The following is a 16,459-nucleotide window of genomic DNA, read 5'->3' as shown; positions in this document are numbered from 1 at the left end:
GATACACCATGTTGCTTTGCGTCGAAAATATCCTGTCACCGCAGGAAGTTGCCCATATCCGATCTGTGATCGACACGGCCCGATGGGACGACGGCCGCAACACCGCCGGCGCGCAATCGGCGCAAACCAAGCGCAATCAGCAAATTCCCCTCGACAGCCCCGTTCTGCCTGATCTGCAGACGCTGGTGCTCCAGCGGTTGATGGGCAACCCCACGTGGGTTTCCGCTGCGCTCCCGCTGCATGTCCTGCCCCCGATGTTCAACCGCTACGAAGAGGCAGAGACCTTCGGCGTGCATGTCGACAACGCCATCCGCGTGAACCCGCAAACCGGCCAGCGCCTGCGGACCGACCTGTCGTGCACGCTGTTCCTTAATGATCCCGAAGACTATGACGGCGGCGAGCTGGTCATCGAAGACAACTACGGCACCCAGTCGGTCAAACTGCCGGCGGGGCACTGCGTGCTTTATCCGTCAACCTCGCTGCATCAGGTCACGCCTGTCACCCGTGGCGCGCGTGTTGCGTCCTTCTTCTGGGTACAGTCGATGATCCGCGACGGCGGCCAGCGCGAGATTCTCTTCGATCTGGATCAATCCATCCAAGAGCTGTCGGCCAGCGCGGGTCTGAACGACCCGACCGCTGTGCGCCTGACCGGCATCTACCACAACCTCATCCGACAATGGGCAGAGACCTGATATGAAATTTCCAAGCATCCTTCTGGCGGCCGTCCTTGTCGCGACGCCGCAACTGGCCGCAGCCGACACTGCGTCGGTCAATATCGCGCTGATCACATGGGCTGACGAATGGATCGGCCCTGCCCTGTCCGAGCCGATGCGCGTCGCCGCGCAACAGGGCGGCCATTCGCCGCTGGCGATGTTCATGGGGGCCGATATCGTCGTGAAGGCGGTGATGTTCGGGCTGGCCATCGCCTCGGTTCTGGGCTGGGCCGTGTGGGCGGGCAAGATCCTGCAGGTTAGCTGGGCCAACGCGCGGCTGCGCCGGTCCTACCGCAAGCTTGCCAAGGCAGGGGCCGTTAAAGGCGCGCAGGCGAAATCCTTTTCCGGCCCCATGCGCGCCATGATCCGCGCCGCCTTGGCCGAGATCGACATCTCTGACGGGTTGAACAAGGCGGGCATCAAGGAACGCGTCGCATCCGAGCTTTCGCGGATTGAGGCGGGGGCCGCGCGCGCGATGCAGTCTGGTGCGATGATCTTGGGCTCCATCGGGTCGACGGCACCGTTCATCGGGCTTTTCGGCACGGTCTGGGGCATCATGAACAGCTTTATCGGCATCGCTGAAAGCGGCAGTACCAGCTTGACAGTCGTCGCCCCCGGTATCGCCGAAGCGCTGCTGGCCACCGCCATCGGTCTGGTCGCCGCGATCCCCGCCGTGCTGCTTTATAACCACATCACCCGCGTCGTCACCGGCTACCGCGCGCGTGTGGGGGATGCCGCGGCGCTGGTGGAGCGCTGCCTGTCGCGTGATCTGGACCGTGCAGAGCGTACCGCAGACGTGCCTCATACCACCCCTGATATCGCCACCAAACTGGCAGCGGAGTAACCCCGATGGGCGTGCGACTTTCTGACGGCGGCGACGATCTTGCCCCCAATGCGGATATCAACATCACACCGTTTATCGACGTGATGCTGGTCCTGCTGATCATCTTTATGGTGGCGGCCCCGCTGTCCACTGTGGACGTCAACGTAGAGCTGCCGGTCGCCACCGGCAAACCCGCGCCGCGCCCCGATGATCCGGTCTTTGTCACCATCCATCAGGACCTCAGCCTGAGCGTGGGCGAAGAAGAGGTATCCTTGGGGGATCTGAACATGCGGCTTGGCATCCTGACTCGTCTGGATCTGGGCACGCGCATCTATATCAACGCCGATCGTTCGGTTCCCTATGGCGAGGTGATGGCCGTGATGAACCGCATGCGCAGCGAAGGCTATCTGAAGATCGGCCTCGTCGGGCTTGAGGACGAGGGCGGGGCCGCCCCTGCGGCGGCAGGTGACGTGGCGACCGCTCCCCCTGCCCCCGCTGCACAGGTCACCGCAGAATGAGCTTTGCCTACGCCCCGCGATATGGTGCCGGGTTGATGCTGGGGGCCGGGCTGAGCATCGGCGTGCATGGCGCGCTGGTGGCACTTTGGCTGACACAGGCCGCGGCCTATGAGCCACCGGAAGAAGCAGGCATTCAGGGCCGCGAGCTGATCGATCTGGCCGAGGTCGAGATGATCATGGCCGCACCTGAAACCGACCTCCCCGACGGGCCACCCGCCGAGGATAGCCAAGCCACGCTCGAAAGCCCCGCCGAACGCGAGGAAGCCAAAGCGTCAAACGATCCGCTGCTGGCACAGATACCGCACACGCCGGACGACCCCGAACTGCAGTTCAAGATCGCCAACCCCGATCAGGAAGTCGACACCGACAAGGAAGCGACCGAAACGCCGACCGAGTTGCAGGAAGAGACCGAAAACGAGAACGCCGCGCAAAGCACGGCTGCCGCCCCCAAGGCAAGCGCGGGTCAGGACGAACAGGACCAAAGCGCGGCCAAGGAACAGGGGCTGACAGATGCCGAACGGGCAGAGATCACGGATTGGCAAAAATCGCTGGTTCTGGCGTTGAATGCCGCCAAGGATTACCCCCGCCGCGCCCGCGAAGCCCGCGCCGAGGGGACCACAACCGTGGCCTTCACGCTGGATCAATACGGTCAGATCAAAGCGCGCGAGGTGTCCAAGTCGTCAGGCTGGCCGGTGCTGGATCAGGCGGCGCTGGATATCTTTGACCGGCTGCAAACACTGCCGCGCCCGCCCTCTGCCATGGGTGCCGGCCCGTTCAATCTGGCAATCCCGATCAGCTATCGCTTTCGCTGATCGGGTCGCCGCCGAAGGCTGTGATCATATCGGGGGTGATGTCTTCAACCGTTGCGCAGCCGCATAGGGCCATCGTCACTTCCAGCTCGTCCCGCAAGCGACGCAACACCTGACTGGCCCCGCGTGCCCCGTCGACGATCAACCCGTGCATCACGGGGCGACCGACCAGCACAGCCTCGGCCCCCAACGCCAGCGCCTTGAACACATCGCTCCCGCGCCGGATGCCGCCATCCAGATAGACCGGCACATCCTGCCCCACCGCCTGCACCACGGCGGCCAACTGCGTGACGGGGGTCGGAACAGTATCGAGCACCCTGCCCCCGTGGTTTGACACGATGATCCCCGCAACACCGGCATCGACAAACCGCCGCGCATCCGTGGCACGCAGACAGCCTTTGATGATCACCGGAACGGGGCTGTCCGCGATCAGCCGCGTCAGGTCTGCCCATGTGGGGGCAAAGACCATCATCCCGTCGAACACCACGCTCTGCCCGTCTTGCAACTGCGGTCGCGGTGGTTGTGGCAGCGGGTCCAGCATCACGGGGCGCACGCCATCCGGCAGCGCAAAGCCCGCGGCAACCTCGCGGTCGCGCAGGCCGTTGATCGGCGCGTCAAGCGTCACCACCAGCGCCTCTGCCCCGCAGTCCACCGCGCGGTTGACCAAAGTCATCGTGCTATCGTGATCCGCCTGCATATAAAGTTGGAACCAGCGTCGCCCCGGAATGGTGGCGATGTCTTCGGGCGCCGTGCTGGTCTGGCAGCTGACCACCATCACCGCGTCTTGAGCGGCAGCGGCCAGTGCCGTCGCAGTTTCCCCTTCCGTGTGAAACAGCCGTTGAAACGCCATCGGCGCGACTATGATCGGATGCGCCGATGGCTGCCCTGATATCGTTGTGCGCGTGTGGCCGCCTGCGCAGTCCGCCAACAGGCGCGGCAAAACTCCTATCCGGCCAAAGCTGGCGCGGTTCTGGCGCAGCGACAGCTCCCCTTCTGCGCCGCCTTCAAGGTAGGCAAACACATCAGCGGCAAGGGTTGCGTGGGCGGAGGCTTCGAAATCTGACAAGGTCACAGGCATAACCCACAGATCGCGCAAAACGCCCGCCGCCACAAGCGACTTAAATACTCAGGTATATCGGTTAGACGCGTTGGACGTATTCCAGCATCGCGTCATCAACCTCGTCCCCACATAGAACAGAGACTTCGCCCGTCGTCTCGAACACGGCGGCACGCACATCGCTCAGCCGCATGACGTTGGATTCGCGCAGCTTCTCCATCAGGTCACTGCGCGACACACGATTGACCCGCATCGCCTCTTCACAAATCTTGCCATTCTCCATCAGATAGACCGGCGCGTTCTGGATGGTATGCAAAGCGGTTTCAGACCGACGGCGCAGATAGGATAGGCCGAACTGGAAAAGGAACAGGCAGGCCGTCGCGACCAAGGTCTGGAAGAACGCCTTCCAATCCGACGCTTGCGCCGCCCCCGCCAGCAAAGAGCCGAAGGCGATGGTGGTCACAAAGTCGAAGTTCGTCATTTTGGAGAAGGAATTGAGCCCGACGATCCGCACCATGAGGATGATCCAGATCAGCGCCACACCGCTGAGCACGAAGCCGCGGGCCAGAACATCGAGTACCGTATTGTCGAAAAACATATAATCCCTTCTTCTCTGGATTGATCAGGCGTCGGATCGACGCGCTTTCTCTTCTTTCTCGTCGCGTTGTTGAGCACGCGATTTCGGCACGTCGCCTTCGCCTGCGGGCCACCCTTCGCGCTGCGCGCGGCGGTCGCCGTCGGTCGCTTCGGTCTGGTCGTGGAACAGATGCACCTGTGTTGGGTAGGGCATATCGATCCCTTTTTCATCCAGCGCTTTATAGACGGCCTGCAGCACCGCCCCGAAGGTATGGATCTGCGACGCACGGTCCGACTTCGTCCACCACCGCAAGCGGACGATGTTGGCGGAATCGCCCAGTTCGACCGGTATCGTCTCGGGGGCTGGGTCGGTCTCTACACCTTCAACGCTGGCACAGGCATCCTGCATGACCTTGCGCGCGGTATCCCAGTCGTCGCTGCAGCCGATGCCGATGTCATATTCCGACCGGCGCGTGTCAAAGGCGGTATTGACCACCACGCTGTCTGTATAAATGTCCGAATTCGGGATCACCACGCGGCGACCGTCATAGGTTTTGATCATCGTGGCGCGGGTCTCGATCTTTTCGACCGTGCCTTCATGCCCGCCCGACACGATCTGGTCGCCGACTTCAAAGGGCTGGCGCAGCAGGATCAGGATACCTGCCAGCATGTTCTGCAAAATATCCTTGAACGCGAAGCCGATCGCGACAGAGCTGACGCCCAAACCGGCAATTAGATCCCCCGGTGTGACCGTCGGGGCGACGATGGTCACCGCCAGCATGAAGCCGATGATCGTCACGGCCCACCGCATCAGCGCCCCGCCCACGTCGCCCAAATTCTCGCGTCCGCGGCGCCCGGCGGATTTGCGGATCAGCGCGCCGATGCCCATTCCCAGAAACCAGAACACCACGGCCACAACCAGCGCGACGCCGATATTCGGGAGCAATCTGAAAAAGCCGTCCAACCAGCCGTCAAGTTTATCGAAAATCAGGCCGGGGTTGGCGTCGACTTCTTCCATGGGTTCTTCCTTACTCGTTACTAAATCAGCGGGAGCACAAAAGGCCCGTTCTCACGTGGCTATTTGATCACATCCCCAAGACAAACGACCCGAAACAGCGGCGGGTTCCCGAAACACCCTTGGTATATGCGCTGCAAACACGTCCAAGGCCGCAAGCGCTTTGTGTGAAATGAGCAACAGCGCCATAATTCCGCCAGTTTCAGAAACCATTAACGATGGCAGAGAAATTCGAGAGATGCAGAGCGTACGACCCTCTGTGCAGGACTGAGTGACAGGGCAACGATGACAATTCCGCGCAAGCTAGCCTACTTTCAACTGTTTACCCTTTGCGTCTGCATCGGGCTTTCCTTTTTGTTCTTCTTTGTGGCGGGCAATACTGTGCAGGTCCAAGCGCAGGACAGGTTTCACGCGTTGGTCAGCCAAGGGTTGTCGTCAATGGGGCGGCGCGCCGACGAATACGGCAGGACGCTCGACGGTGTCGCGGGCTTTGTCGCTGCCTCTGACGAGGTGACGGCGCAGGATATGGAGACCTACGCCACGTCGGTCCATATTGCAGACGGTTCCTACGTGCTGGACGCCATCGGCTTCGCCGTCCCTGTGTATGACGAAACCGACGGCACGCTGAAGGATTTCGTGATCCAGCGCGCCACGCCGTCACAAGATTTCGTCGGCATGGTCGGGACCGAGTTTTCAAGCAACGCAGATCTTCTGGCCACGGCCCTCGCCACCTATGCAAGCGGCGAGACGCTTTCGACAACCCCTGCGCTCCACGGTGAAAACTGCCATGCCCTGCTGATCAAACCGATTTTCCGCCCTGCCGCCGCTTCTGACGGCACCCGCGATCCTGATGCGGCGTTTCTGGGCGTCGCCTTTGCGATGGTCGATGTGGACGAAATCTTTAGCGATCTCTTCGCCGCGCAAAATGACCTCATCACGCTGGATGTGTCCTTCTATGATGAGAATGGCACCCCGTTCCAGCACCACCCGACCGTCACCAGCGATGCCCCCGCCCCGGCCTTTGAATTTTCGCGTGACCATACGGGCTATGGCCAACACATGACCCTGCTCTGGGCCAGCACCCCCGCGTTCGAGGCCGCGCAACCGAACAACGCCAAATGGATCGTGCTGGCGCTGTCGCTGACCATCACGGCGCTGATCCTGATCATCCAGTCGGTGATCCTGAAACGTAATCTGACAATCAACCAGACGGTGGCCGACAAAACCCGCGAGCTTGAGACCCAGCACCAAGAGAAACGATCGATCCTCGAAAACGCGATGCTGCCGATTATCTCGGTCCGGCAATCGGGTGAAATACTGCATCTGAACGATGCCGCGCGACAGCATCTGATCGCGGCCGGGCACCGCAAGGACGCGACGGGCGACTTCGTGCAAGACCTGCTGCCCGAGGTCGACATCCACCGTGCCGACGGCGGGGCGAAGGTCGTCGTTCCGCCCCACAATGGTACGACAGAACCTCGCACACTTGAGGTCGAAAAGAACACCTGGCTTACCGCCGACGCAGAGACGCGTATCACCTTGATGCTGCGCGATATCACCGACAGCGAACGCCGCACGCTCAAGATTGCGGAAACCGAACAACGGTGGAGCCTCGCGCTCAGCAGTGCACATATCGGGGTCTTTGACATTGATCTGGAAAATGGCACATCTGTGGTGTCGGACACATGGCGCGACATCATGCACCACCCCGCTGACCCCGCCTGTCAGAACCCCTATTATAACAAGATGCAGCATGTGCATCCCGACGATGCGGCGGTGGTCAAGAAGATCGAACTCGCCTGTCTGAACGGGATGACCGACCGCGCCGAGGCCCGCTTTCGCATCCGCGTCGGTCAGGACAACTGGCGCTGGATCAAATCGGATGCGGTCGTGGTAGAGCGGGCGAAGAACGGGCGCGCCCTGCGGATGCTGGGTATCCAGATCGACATCACCGAAAGCAACAAACTTGAACAGATGAAGCACGACTTTGTCGCCACCGTCAGCCACGAACTGCGCACGCCGCTGACCTCGATCAAGGGGGCGTTGGGGCTGCTTGAGGCCCAGACACAGGACGATCCGGATGCCGGCGCGGTGCGTCTGGTGCAGATCGCCACGGCCAACTGCGACCGGCTTGTCGCGTTGGTGAATGACATTCTGGACATGGAAAAGATCAACGCAGGCAGTATGACCGTTGTGCCGAAACCGGAGAAGCTGGGCGATATCGTCACCCTCGCCGCCGAGCAGGTAGAGCCTTATGCCAGCGAATGGAAGGTCGAGATCGACGTAGACACGCCCGATCCCGATCACCACGTGCTGACCGACAAAAATCGCATTATGCAGGTGCTGACCAACCTCTTGTCCAATGCCTGCAAGTTCGCCTACCCCGAAACCGCCGTGACAGTGACCACAGCGCCAGTGGGCGACATGACCAAAATCTCTGTCACCAATCTGGGTAACGGCATCTCAGAGGAGTTCCGCGAACGCATCTTCCAGCCGTTCTCGCAGGCCGAGGCATCGAACACGCGACAGCGCGGTGGCACCGGGCTTGGGCTCAATATCTCGCGCCATCTGGTAGAGGCCATGGGCGGGGAAATCGGGTTCGACAGTGTGCCGGGGGAGGAAACCGTGTTCTGGTTCACCTGCCCCTCGACCGAAGACCCCGACGTGGCGATGGTGGCCTAAAGCGCCAGATCGGCGATCAACATGTCCTTGGTGTAATCGGCCTTCAGCTTGCGCGGCCCGTTGCGCCCGCCTTCGACCACGATAAAGCTGTCGCCCAGCGCATAGGCGAAATCGGCATTCTGTTCGACCAACACAATCGCCATCTCGCCTTGGGTGCGCAGCAACCGCAGCGCATCCCCGATCTGCTGGATCACATTGGGCTGGATACCTTCAGTCGGTTCGTCCAGCAACAAGACCCGCGGTCGCGTGATCAGCGCCCGTGCGATGGCAAGCTGCTGCTGCTGCCCGCCCGACAGATCCCCCCCGCGCCGCGCTTTCATATCCCGCAAGACAGGGAACAGATCGTAAATGTGATCGGGAATATGGTGGTCGGCCTTGGGCAGGCAGGCAAACCCCGTCTCTAGGTTCTCCTCCACCGTCATCATCGGGAAAACCTCGCGCCCCTGCGGCACATAGGCAATGCCCGCATTCGCCGCCTGAAAGGCCGTGGTTAAACGCACGAGAGTCCCGTCAACCGTGATCGTGCCCGCCGACGCCGGATGCCGCCCGGCAATCGCCTTGAGGGTGGAGGTCTTGCCGACCCCGTTGTTGCCGATCAGGGTCGTGATCTGCCCCTTGGGGGCCTGAAAGGACACCTCGTAAAGAATGCGGCTTTGACCATAGTGCAGGTCCAGATTTTCAACTTCAAGCATGGCCGCGCCCCAGATAAACTTCGATCACTTTCGGGTTGGATGTCACGTGGTCAAGACTGCCTTCGGCCAGCACCGATCCTTCGTGCAGCACCGTGACCTTGCAGTCGAGCCTGCGCACGAATTCCATGTCATGTTCGACCACTACCACGGCGCGGGTCTTGGCGGCACGTTTCAGAATATCGGTGGTCTTTTCGCGTTCCTCAACCGTCATGCCGGCGGCGGGTTCGTCGACCAGCAGCAGACGCGGCTCCTGCGCCAGCAGCATCCCGATCTCAAGCCATTGCTTCTGGCCGTGGCTCAACTCTCCGGCGATGCGGGTCAGGCTGTCGGTCAGGCCGATCTCTGCCGCGATGCCTTCGATCCGCGCAGCGTTGGACGGGGTCTTGCGGTGCAGCAGGACGGCCAGCGGCCCCCGCGGATTCTTCAGCGCCATGGCAAGGTTCTGCCGCACGGTCTGCGCCTCGAAGACGGTGGGTTTCTGAAACTTGCGCCCCACCCCTTCGTTCGCGATATCCGCCTCTGACATACCTAGCAGCGATATATTCCGCTCTCCCCAGACGACATGGCCGCTATCGGGGCGCGTCTTGCCGGTGATGATGTCCATAAAGGTGGTCTTGCCCGCCCCGTTCGGCCCGATCACAGCGCGCAGCTCAGGCTCTGCGATCTGGATCGACAGGTTGTTGATCGCCTTGAACCCGTCAAAGGATTTCGACACGCCGGAGACTTCTAACAGGGTATCGTTCATGACGGTTTCCTCACCAGATAATCAAACAGGCCGCCGATCCCCTTGGGGAAGAACAAGGTGACGCAAACAAAGGATACGCCAAGCAGCACCAGCCACCAGTCGGTCCATAGGATTGTATAGAACCCGAGGTTGATGGCAGGGGCACCGCCGCCCGTGAACCAGCTGGACAGCAAGGATACGAATGCCGCCCCGATCACCGCGCCGTAAAGCCGCCCGCGCCCGCCAATCGCGACCCAGACTGCCAGATAGATCGATGCAATCGGCGCGATCTCAGCCGGGTTGATGATGCCGGCCTGCGGGTAATAAAGCGCCCCGGCGATACCCGCGATCACGGCGGTCAGGGTAAAGATGAACAGCTTGTAGCGTTCCACACGGTAGCCAAGGAAGCGGACGCGGGCCTCGTTATCGCGGATGCCTTGCACCACGCTGCCCATCTTGCCCGATACCACCCATGCAAAGAGGATATACCCAAGCGCCAGCGCCAGCGCCGATCCCATAAAGAACACAAGGCTGATGGTCGCCTGCGAGGTGTCTTCGTACCCCGGAATATTCTGCAAACCGGAAAGCCCGTTGTTGCCGCGCAGGCCACTGTCGTTCTGGAACAGCCACAGCGACAGCGCCAGCGTCATCGCCTGCGTCAGGATCGACAGGTAAACGCCCGTGACACGGCTGCGGAACGCCAGCCAGCCAAAGACCAGCGCAAGCAGACCCGGCACAATCACCACCATCAACAGTTGCAGGAACAGACTGTCGGAGAAGGCCCAGAGCCACGGAAAGTCAGAGCTGCCAACGACGCCGAAGATCTGGTTGCCGATGGCGTCCTGCACCTCTTGCGGTGTGGGCGGGATCACCTGACCTTCAAGGCTGGACAATACGATGCCTTCGGTCCGTGCATACATCAGCCACATGCCGATGGCATAACCGCCGATGCCGAAGAAAGCGAAATGACCGAGGCTCAGGATACCGCAGTAGCCCCAGACCACATCCATCGCGATGGCGATGAGACACAGGCACAGCGTCTTGCCCAAGGTCTTGACCATAGAGGTAGAGATGAGGCCCGTGCCTGTCGCCTCTGACCCGATGGCGACCGCGAGGGTAAACAGCCCCAACAGCGCAATGAACCACAGGACGGAAGGGTTTTCAGAAATGAATGTTTTACGCATGGATCAATCCGCCGCTGCCCGACCCTTTTGGGCAACGATGCCCTTGGGACGGAATTGAATGAACAGGATGATGAACAGCACCATATAGGTCTGTGCCGCGAGGGTATTGGACGGGTTGAACCATTCGATCCCCTTTTGCAGGAACCCGATGAGCGAGGCCCCAGCCAGCGTGCCCCAGACGTTCCCGACGCCGCCCACGACCACGGTCATGAACGATTGCACGATGTAATCGGCCCCCATCTCGGACGTGACCTTGGCATAAAGGCCGATGGCTACCCCCGCGATCCCCGCGATGCCTGAGCCAAGGCCGAAGGTCATCATGTTGATGCGGTCGGGGTTGATGCCCATACTGGCCGCCATACCGGGGTTCTGCGTCACCGCGCGCACCTCTAGCCCCAGTCGCGTGCGTTTCAGCACAAACAGGATCAGCCCTAGGAACAGCAGCGCCAGCACGAAGATCGCGATGCGGATATAGCTGATCTGGATCACATCCGAGATCACCCACGCCCCGTCCAGCCAAGCCGGAGAGGTCAGCGGTCGGGCCTGCGTGCCAAAGATGTTCTTGGCCAGTTGCTGCAAAGCGATAGAAATCCCGAAAGTCGCCAGCAGCGTCTCCAGCGGACGGTGGTAGAGGTGCCGGATCACCAACCGCTCCATCATCACACCGGCGGCGAATGTGACCGCAAAGGCCAGCGGCAAGGCGATGATGATCGACAGCGTGTAATCGGGCACGAACAGCTGCACGACATAGCCGGTATAGGCCCCCATCATGATAAACTCGCCATGGGCCATGTTGATGACCCCCATGACGCCAAAGGTGATGGCAAGGCCGATAGCCGCAAGGAAATAGATCGACGCGAGCGACAGCGCATCCAGCGTCAGGTCAACGGTTTGCGCGGCGGCGACACGGGTCTCGATGCTGTCGAGCGTGGCCCGCGCGGCGTCTGTGACGGCGCTGTCGGGCTCGTCATACACCTCGTAGAACGTCATGCCCGCGATGGCATCTTGCTGGTTCCGCGCAGTCACCAGCGGCGGCACGGTGCCCGCAGCGGCGAGTGCGGCATAGGCGGTCGCACGCGCCGCATCGGTATTCAGCCGCGCTGTCGGGATGCCACCCACACGCCCACTGACAACGTTCGCCGCCAAAGCGTCGCGGATCGCGGCGGGGGGCACAGGCGCCGGGGCCAGATCAGCCGCCACAAGCTGCGCATAGGCCGCATCGGGTGAAATATCCTCTCCCGGTGTCAGCACCCGCGCGACGTTGCCGCTGGGTGTTTCAGACGGCGTCGCTGTTTTGGTCGATAGAATTTGGTTCATCACCGCCCGCGCCTCGATCGAGGTATCGCTCGCCATTGATGTGATCGCGGCGATGCGGTCGGCGGCTGTGTCGCCAAAACTGGCAGAGAGGAAGTTGGTCAACTGGATCTTGCGGGCCTTCAGCGCCGCGTCTGTCTCTGCCTCGATCGAGGCGCGCAGGGGGGCCAGTTGGTCCGCCTCTGGGCGGCGGGCGATGGAATCGACGGCACTTTGACGGCGTGCAAGATCAGGGTCGGTCAGTTGGAACTGCACAAGCGCGGTGCCGATCAGGCGGCGCACTCCGCCATTGGGTTTCAGCTGCGAAAACCCGCTTGCCGGTGCCGTGCTTTCCGCATCGCTGTCGATATCGCGCAAGGCCAGCGTGTCGCCTGTCTCGGTGCCGAAAAAGAACACACCATCCGCGTCGCGTTGCCAGACCCCTTTGTCCTGCCAACGTTCAAGAAACGCGCTGACCTGCGGCGCACCGGAGGCAACCAGATCATCCAGCGCGACAGAGACAGAGCTGCGCGAGGGTTTGGCAATTTCATCGGCATGAGCTTGAAGCACGGGCTGCAAATCTTGCGCCTGTGCCGTTCCCACGATGCCCACCCAACAGAGGAGCATTAACAGGTGGCGGAACATAGGGAACCCTTGTGGTAAGTCTGGGAAATAAGGTGATGGGGCGGCCAGTCAGCCTGCCCGCCCCGGCGTTCAGGATCAGTAGTTAGAGGTCAGCTGAACGCAGGTTTCCGTTTCGGTGTTGTACATGCCGCATTCCAGATCTTTCCAATCGGAGGTCAGCACAGCGCTTTCGGGCAGGAAGTCTGTCCAGGCATCGCCGGGCACCGGATCGGTCTGGCTGATGATGTCGAACTGACCGTCTGCCGTGATCTCGCCGATCAGCACGGGTTTGGACAGGTGGTGGTTCACCAGCATCTCGGCGGTGCCGCCGGTCAGGTTCGGGAAGGTCTGCCCGTACATCGCGCTGCGCACGGCATCGACATCGGTGGTGCCAGCCTGTTCAACCGCATTCACCCACATGTTGAAGCCGATGTAATGCGCCTCCATCGGGTCGTTGGTCACGCGTTTGTCGTCGCCGATGGATGTTTTCCACTGTTCGATGAATTCAGCGTTTGCAGGGGTGTCTGCGGACATAAAGTAGTTCCACGCCGCCAGATGCCCGACAAGGTTCGATGTATCGAGCCCCGACAGCTCTTCCTCGCCCACCGAGAAGGCAACGACGGGGATATCATCCGCCGATACATCCGCCGCGGCGAGCTCTTTGTAGAAACCGATGTTCGCGTCCCCATTGATGGTCGACACAACGCCCACCTGCTTGCCGTCCTGGCCCAGTGCCACGACATCGCCCACGATCGTGGCCCAATCGGAATGGCCAAACGGGGTGTAGTTCACAAAGATGTCTTCTTCGGCAATGCCCTTGGACATCAGATAGGATTTCAGAATGTTATTGGTGGTACGCGGGTAGACATAGTCGGTCCCGAGCAGGGCGAATTTCTCGACCCCCAGCTCTTCGAGGAAGTAATCAACCGCAGGGATCGCCTGCTGGTTGGGCGCGGCACCCGTGTAGAACACGTTCTTGGATAATTCCTCGCCCTCGTATTGCACGGGGTAGAACAGCAGGCCGTTCAGCTCTTCAATCACGGGCAGCACGGATTTGCGCGACACAGAGGTCCAGTTGCCAAAGATCACGTCGACCTCGTTCACGGTCAGCAGCTCGCGCGCCTTCTCTGCGAACAAGGGCCAGTCGGAGGCAGGGTCAACCACGACCGCCTCGATCTCGCAGCCCAATACGCCACCCTTTTCGTTCTGCGCGTCGATCAACATCAGCATGGTGTCTTTCAACGTCGTCTCGGAAATCGCCATGGTCCCCGACAGCGAGTGCAGCACGCCGACCTTGACCGGATCGGCACAGTCCTGCGCCATCACCAGCGAGGTGGAGCCCATCAATGCAGCGGTCGCGCAGGCGGCGAGTTTGGTGAATGTTGTCATCTTCTATCCCCTGTTGGCGCTGCTACCCCGCGCGTCAGAACGCACTTTTCCGGGGCCCCCAAGCACGTTAGACAGGAGGCGCAGCATATTGTTGTGATCGTCGCATGGCTTGTTACATCTGCCAGGATCGCTTGCCGTGCGACGGTGTTGCCTGTGTCGGCACAAGGCCAAGATGCCTAGGGCAGTGGCGGAGTCGCTAGAAAAAATGGCATGTCACAGGACACGCCCCTAGCCGCGCCTCATTTTTTGGCACCAAAGATCGGGATCGCTTAAAATGTAACCGGCAGGCACACGGCTGCGGGGAAAGGCGCGCGACAAGCGCGCGCCAGCACCTTCGCCTTAGGGGGTGACGCGCGCGGCGGAGGTCGCCTGCCACGCCCGCAACATCGGCAGCGCACAAAGGGCGACCCCGATGAGAAAGGACAGGCTGTAGCCCAAACCGGCCAGATCGTTCTGCGGCATGGCGATCAGAACGCCGCCAAAGAACAGCGCCACCCGCATCGGTAGCGCCCCACGGCCTTCAATCGGGCCGACAAGGCTGATGTAACCCTGCAGCGCCGCCGAAATCAGGGTCACTCCGACCATCGCACAGCTAAGCGCGACGACGACCTCCCACGCGGGAGCCTGACCAATCAACGCAGGGTTCAGCACAAAGAAGAAGGGCGCGATATAGATGACACCGCCAAGGCGCATCGCCTCGAACCCCGTGGCAATCGGGTTGGACCCCGCCATGGTCGAGGCCGCAAAAGCGCCAAGCGCTACCGGAGGTGTGATATAGCTGACCATGCCCCAGTAGAGAATGAACAGATGCACTGCCAGTTGGTTCAGCCCGCCGGCCTCAAGCGCGGGGGCCAGCACCACCGCAAGGAAGATATAGCAGGCGGTCACCGTCATCCCCATGCCGAAGATAAAGGCGGTGATCGCCCCCATCAGCAACAGGATCAACGTGCTGTCGCCAGCAAGAAACACCAGCTCGTTCACCAATGTGCCCGCCAGCCCTGTAGCAGAGAACGACCCCACGATCAGCCCGACGCCCAGCAGGATCGCCGTCAGTTCTGACAGCCCCATGCCGACACCGACGATCATATTGCCAAGGCGGCTCAGGTTCAGACGATGGCTCGCGCGGAACTGGTTCACAACCAACAGCAGCGCCGTCGCATAGAATGGCGCAGAGGATTCCTGTCGCAGCCCGATCATCATATACAGCAGCAGCGCGAAGACGAAGATATAGGGCCAGCCTTCGATCATCACCTGACGCAGGCGCGGAAGGTCAGGCTTGGGCAAACCACGCAGCCCGCGTTTCGCGGAGTAGGCGTCGATCTGCGCGAAAAGCCCCCAGTAGAACAGAATGCTCGGAATGGCGGCGGCCAGCGCGATTTCGACATAGGGGCGTGACAGGAAGGACGCCATGACAAACGCCGTCGCCCCCATGATCGGCGGCATCAATACCCCGCCAGTCGAGGCGCAGGCCTCGGTCGCGGCGGCGGTCTTGGCCGAGAATCCGGTCTTGCGCATCGCGGGGATCGACACCGCCCCCGTGGTCAAAACATTCGAAATGACAGAGCCGGACATCGACCCCATAAAGCCGCTGGCAAAGATAGAGACCTTCGCCGCGCCCCCGCGGTAGCCGCCCACAAGGCCAAGCGCCAGATCATTGAAAAACTGCCCGCCGCCTGTCCGTTGCAGCACCGCGCCGAACAGGATGAAGCCGATGACAACGCCGCCGAAGGCCTTCATCGGAATGCCGAAAGAGCTTTCGGCGGAATAGATATGGTAAGGTACTGTTTGCAGAAACGTGCTTTGAAAGCCCGAAAACGGGTCCGGCACGTGGCCCGCGAAGGTTGGATAGAACGCAAAGAGGGTGACGATCAGGAACAACACCAGCCCCCCTGCCCGCCGCGTTGCCTCCAGGATCAGGAAGAAGAATATGACCGAGACATATTGCGCCGTTTCAGGGGCCGCATATTCCCATCCCTGCGACAGGTTCTGCTGCGCGGTCTGCGCCAGATAGCCCGTGGTCCCGACCGAAGCGGCAAACAGCACCCAGTCCAGCAGCGTCGGCTCCCCCCCTTGCCGCCGCGGGCCTGAAAGATCAGGAACGTCAACGCCAGGAACATCCCCCCGAGGATATACAGATACCGCCCGTCGATCAGCACAATCCCGAAAAGCTGAAGGTTGAAAAGCTGGTTCACCACCAGCACCAGCGACAGCAGCGTGGTGATCACCACGACCCAACGTGCCACCCCCGAGATCCGCTCTGCCGGGGTGGCACCGTCAATCGCCACCTCCTCGAACTTCGGCTGCGGGGTGCGCGATGTATCGGGATCGGTCATAAAAACGCTTTCATATTAGGGGGTACG

General features: G+C 61.3%; 15 protein-coding genes. 5 read left to right on the top strand and 10 right to left on the bottom strand.

The window, feature by feature from the left end; genetic code table 11:
- Positions 1-8: 8 nt before the first annotated feature.
- The 4 genes from SJY36_RS03440 to SJY36_RS03425 are packed head-to-tail and all read left to right on the top strand — an operon-like array spanning position 9 to position 2,866.
- Positions 9-692: a Fe2+-dependent dioxygenase gene (locus SJY36_RS03440; RefSeq protein ID WP_386172987.1), complete on the top strand. Its 684-nt coding sequence runs from the start codon at positions 9-11 to the stop codon at positions 690-692.
- Between the two features lies 1 nt (position 693).
- A complete protein-coding gene (exbB, locus tag SJY36_RS03435; RefSeq protein WP_051577565.1) occupies positions 694-1,557 on the top strand; it encodes a tonB-system energizer ExbB in 864 nt (287 codons plus the stop codon).
- A 5-nt stretch (positions 1,558-1,562) separates the two neighbouring features.
- Positions 1,563-2,054, top strand: a complete 492-nt coding sequence (exbD, locus tag SJY36_RS03430; RefSeq protein ID WP_386172985.1) for a TonB system transport protein ExbD — start codon at positions 1,563-1,565, stop codon at positions 2,052-2,054.
- On the top strand, positions 2,051-2,866 hold the full coding sequence (locus SJY36_RS03425) for an energy transducer TonB (RefSeq protein WP_009826209.1): 816 nt from the start codon (positions 2,051-2,053) through the stop codon (positions 2,864-2,866). Before exbD ends, SJY36_RS03425 begins: the two co-directional genes overlap by 4 nt.
- Here the strand turns inward: SJY36_RS03425 and SJY36_RS03420 are convergent.
- The 3 genes from SJY36_RS03420 to SJY36_RS03410 form a co-directional block, all read right to left on the bottom strand.
- The gene (locus SJY36_RS03420; RefSeq protein ID WP_386176433.1) at positions 2,847-3,941 is read right to left on the bottom strand and encodes an alpha-hydroxy acid oxidase; all 1,095 of its coding nucleotides are present in this window, start codon (positions 3,939-3,941) and stop codon (positions 2,847-2,849) included. The two genes, SJY36_RS03425 and SJY36_RS03420, sit on opposite strands and share 20 nt — an antisense overlap.
- A gap of 61 nt (positions 3,942-4,002) precedes the next feature.
- Positions 4,003-4,518, bottom strand: coding sequence for a DUF421 domain-containing protein (locus tag SJY36_RS03415; protein ID WP_037963563.1), 516 nt, complete (start codon positions 4,516-4,518; stop codon positions 4,003-4,005).
- Positions 4,519-4,542: 24 nt separating this feature from the next.
- Positions 4,543-5,514: a mechanosensitive ion channel family protein gene (locus SJY36_RS03410; protein WP_243251346.1), complete on the bottom strand. Its 972-nt coding sequence runs from the start codon at positions 5,512-5,514 to the stop codon at positions 4,543-4,545.
- A gap of 282 nt (positions 5,515-5,796) precedes the next feature.
- Between SJY36_RS03410 and SJY36_RS03405 the strand changes: the two genes are divergently transcribed.
- Positions 5,797-8,193 (top strand): ATP-binding protein, encoded by a 2,397-nt coding sequence (locus tag SJY36_RS03405; RefSeq protein WP_386172982.1) that lies wholly within the window; start codon positions 5,797-5,799, stop codon positions 8,191-8,193.
- On the opposite strand, the gene urtE is transcribed toward SJY36_RS03405, so the two are convergent.
- The 7 genes from urtE to SJY36_RS03370 form a co-directional block, all read right to left on the bottom strand.
- Complete coding sequence (urtE, locus tag SJY36_RS03400) at positions 8,190-8,885, bottom strand: urea ABC transporter ATP-binding subunit UrtE (RefSeq protein ID WP_260004951.1); 696 nt, start codon at positions 8,883-8,885, stop codon at positions 8,190-8,192. The two genes, SJY36_RS03405 and urtE, sit on opposite strands and share 4 nt — an antisense overlap.
- On the bottom strand, positions 8,878-9,630 hold the full coding sequence (urtD, locus tag SJY36_RS03395) for an urea ABC transporter ATP-binding protein UrtD (protein ID WP_037943507.1): 753 nt from the start codon (positions 9,628-9,630) through the stop codon (positions 8,878-8,880). Before urtD ends, urtE begins: the two co-directional genes overlap by 8 nt.
- Complete coding sequence (gene urtC / locus SJY36_RS03390; protein WP_037963576.1) at positions 9,627-10,793, bottom strand: urea ABC transporter permease subunit UrtC; 1,167 nt, start codon at positions 10,791-10,793, stop codon at positions 9,627-9,629. The genes urtD and urtC overlap by 4 nt, the downstream gene beginning before the upstream one ends.
- Before the next feature lie 3 nt (positions 10,794-10,796).
- The gene (gene urtB, locus SJY36_RS03385; protein ID WP_386172979.1) at positions 10,797-12,731 is read right to left on the bottom strand and encodes an urea ABC transporter permease subunit UrtB; all 1,935 of its coding nucleotides are present in this window, start codon (positions 12,729-12,731) and stop codon (positions 10,797-10,799) included.
- A 75-nt stretch (positions 12,732-12,806) separates the two neighbouring features.
- On the bottom strand, positions 12,807-14,099 hold the full coding sequence (gene urtA, locus SJY36_RS03380; RefSeq protein WP_386172977.1) for an urea ABC transporter substrate-binding protein: 1,293 nt from the start codon (positions 14,097-14,099) through the stop codon (positions 12,807-12,809).
- Between the two features lie 339 nt (positions 14,100-14,438).
- Positions 14,439-16,106: a TRAP transporter permease gene (locus SJY36_RS03375; RefSeq protein ID WP_386176431.1), complete on the bottom strand. Its 1,668-nt coding sequence runs from the start codon at positions 16,104-16,106 to the stop codon at positions 14,439-14,441.
- On the bottom strand, positions 16,013-16,432 hold the full coding sequence (locus SJY36_RS03370; RefSeq protein WP_386172975.1) for a hypothetical protein: 420 nt from the start codon (positions 16,430-16,432) through the stop codon (positions 16,013-16,015). The genes SJY36_RS03375 and SJY36_RS03370 overlap by 94 nt, the downstream gene beginning before the upstream one ends.
- Between the last annotated feature and the right edge of the window lie 27 nt (positions 16,433-16,459).

The organism is Sulfitobacter sp. R86518, from assembly GCF_042466275.1.
GTDB classification, from domain to species: Bacteria; Pseudomonadota; Alphaproteobacteria; order Rhodobacterales; family Rhodobacteraceae; genus Sulfitobacter; species Sulfitobacter pontiacus.
This window is presented reverse-complemented; position numbering and strand designations above follow the sequence as displayed.

Excerpts from the sequence above, each read along its gene's own strand:
- urtB (WP_386172979.1), bottom strand. The coding sequence starts at position 12,731 with ATGTTCCGCCACCTGTTAATGCTCCTCTGTTGGGTGGGCATCGTGGGA.
- urtA (WP_386172977.1), bottom strand. The coding sequence starts at position 14,099 with ATGACAACATTCACCAAACTCGCCGCCTGCGCGACCGCTGCATTGATG.
- exbD (WP_386172985.1), top strand. The coding sequence starts at position 1,563 with ATGGGCGTGCGACTTTCTGACGGCGGCGACGATCTTGCCCCCAATGCG.
- urtD (WP_037943507.1), bottom strand. The coding sequence starts at position 9,630 with ATGAACGATACCCTGTTAGAAGTCTCCGGCGTGTCGAAATCCTTTGAC.
- urtC (WP_037963576.1), bottom strand. The coding sequence starts at position 10,793 with ATGCGTAAAACATTCATTTCTGAAAACCCTTCCGTCCTGTGGTTCATT.
- SJY36_RS03370 (WP_386172975.1), bottom strand. The coding sequence starts at position 16,432 with ATGACCGATCCCGATACATCGCGCACCCCGCAGCCGAAGTTCGAGGAG.
- urtE (WP_260004951.1), bottom strand. The coding sequence starts at position 8,885 with ATGCTTGAAGTTGAAAATCTGGACCTGCACTATGGTCAAAGCCGCATT.
- SJY36_RS03440 (WP_386172987.1), top strand. The coding sequence starts at position 9 with ATGTTGCTTTGCGTCGAAAATATCCTGTCACCGCAGGAAGTTGCCCAT.
- SJY36_RS03410 (WP_243251346.1), bottom strand. The coding sequence starts at position 5,514 with ATGGAAGAAGTCGACGCCAACCCCGGCCTGATTTTCGATAAACTTGAC.
- SJY36_RS03415 (WP_037963563.1), bottom strand. The coding sequence starts at position 4,518 with ATGTTTTTCGACAATACGGTACTCGATGTTCTGGCCCGCGGCTTCGTG.
- SJY36_RS03405 (WP_386172982.1), top strand. The coding sequence starts at position 5,797 with ATGACAATTCCGCGCAAGCTAGCCTACTTTCAACTGTTTACCCTTTGC.
- SJY36_RS03420 (WP_386176433.1), bottom strand. The coding sequence starts at position 3,941 with ATGCCTGTGACCTTGTCAGATTTCGAAGCCTCCGCCCACGCAACCCTT.
- SJY36_RS03425 (WP_009826209.1), top strand. The coding sequence starts at position 2,051 with ATGAGCTTTGCCTACGCCCCGCGATATGGTGCCGGGTTGATGCTGGGG.
- exbB (WP_051577565.1), top strand. The coding sequence starts at position 694 with ATGAAATTTCCAAGCATCCTTCTGGCGGCCGTCCTTGTCGCGACGCCG.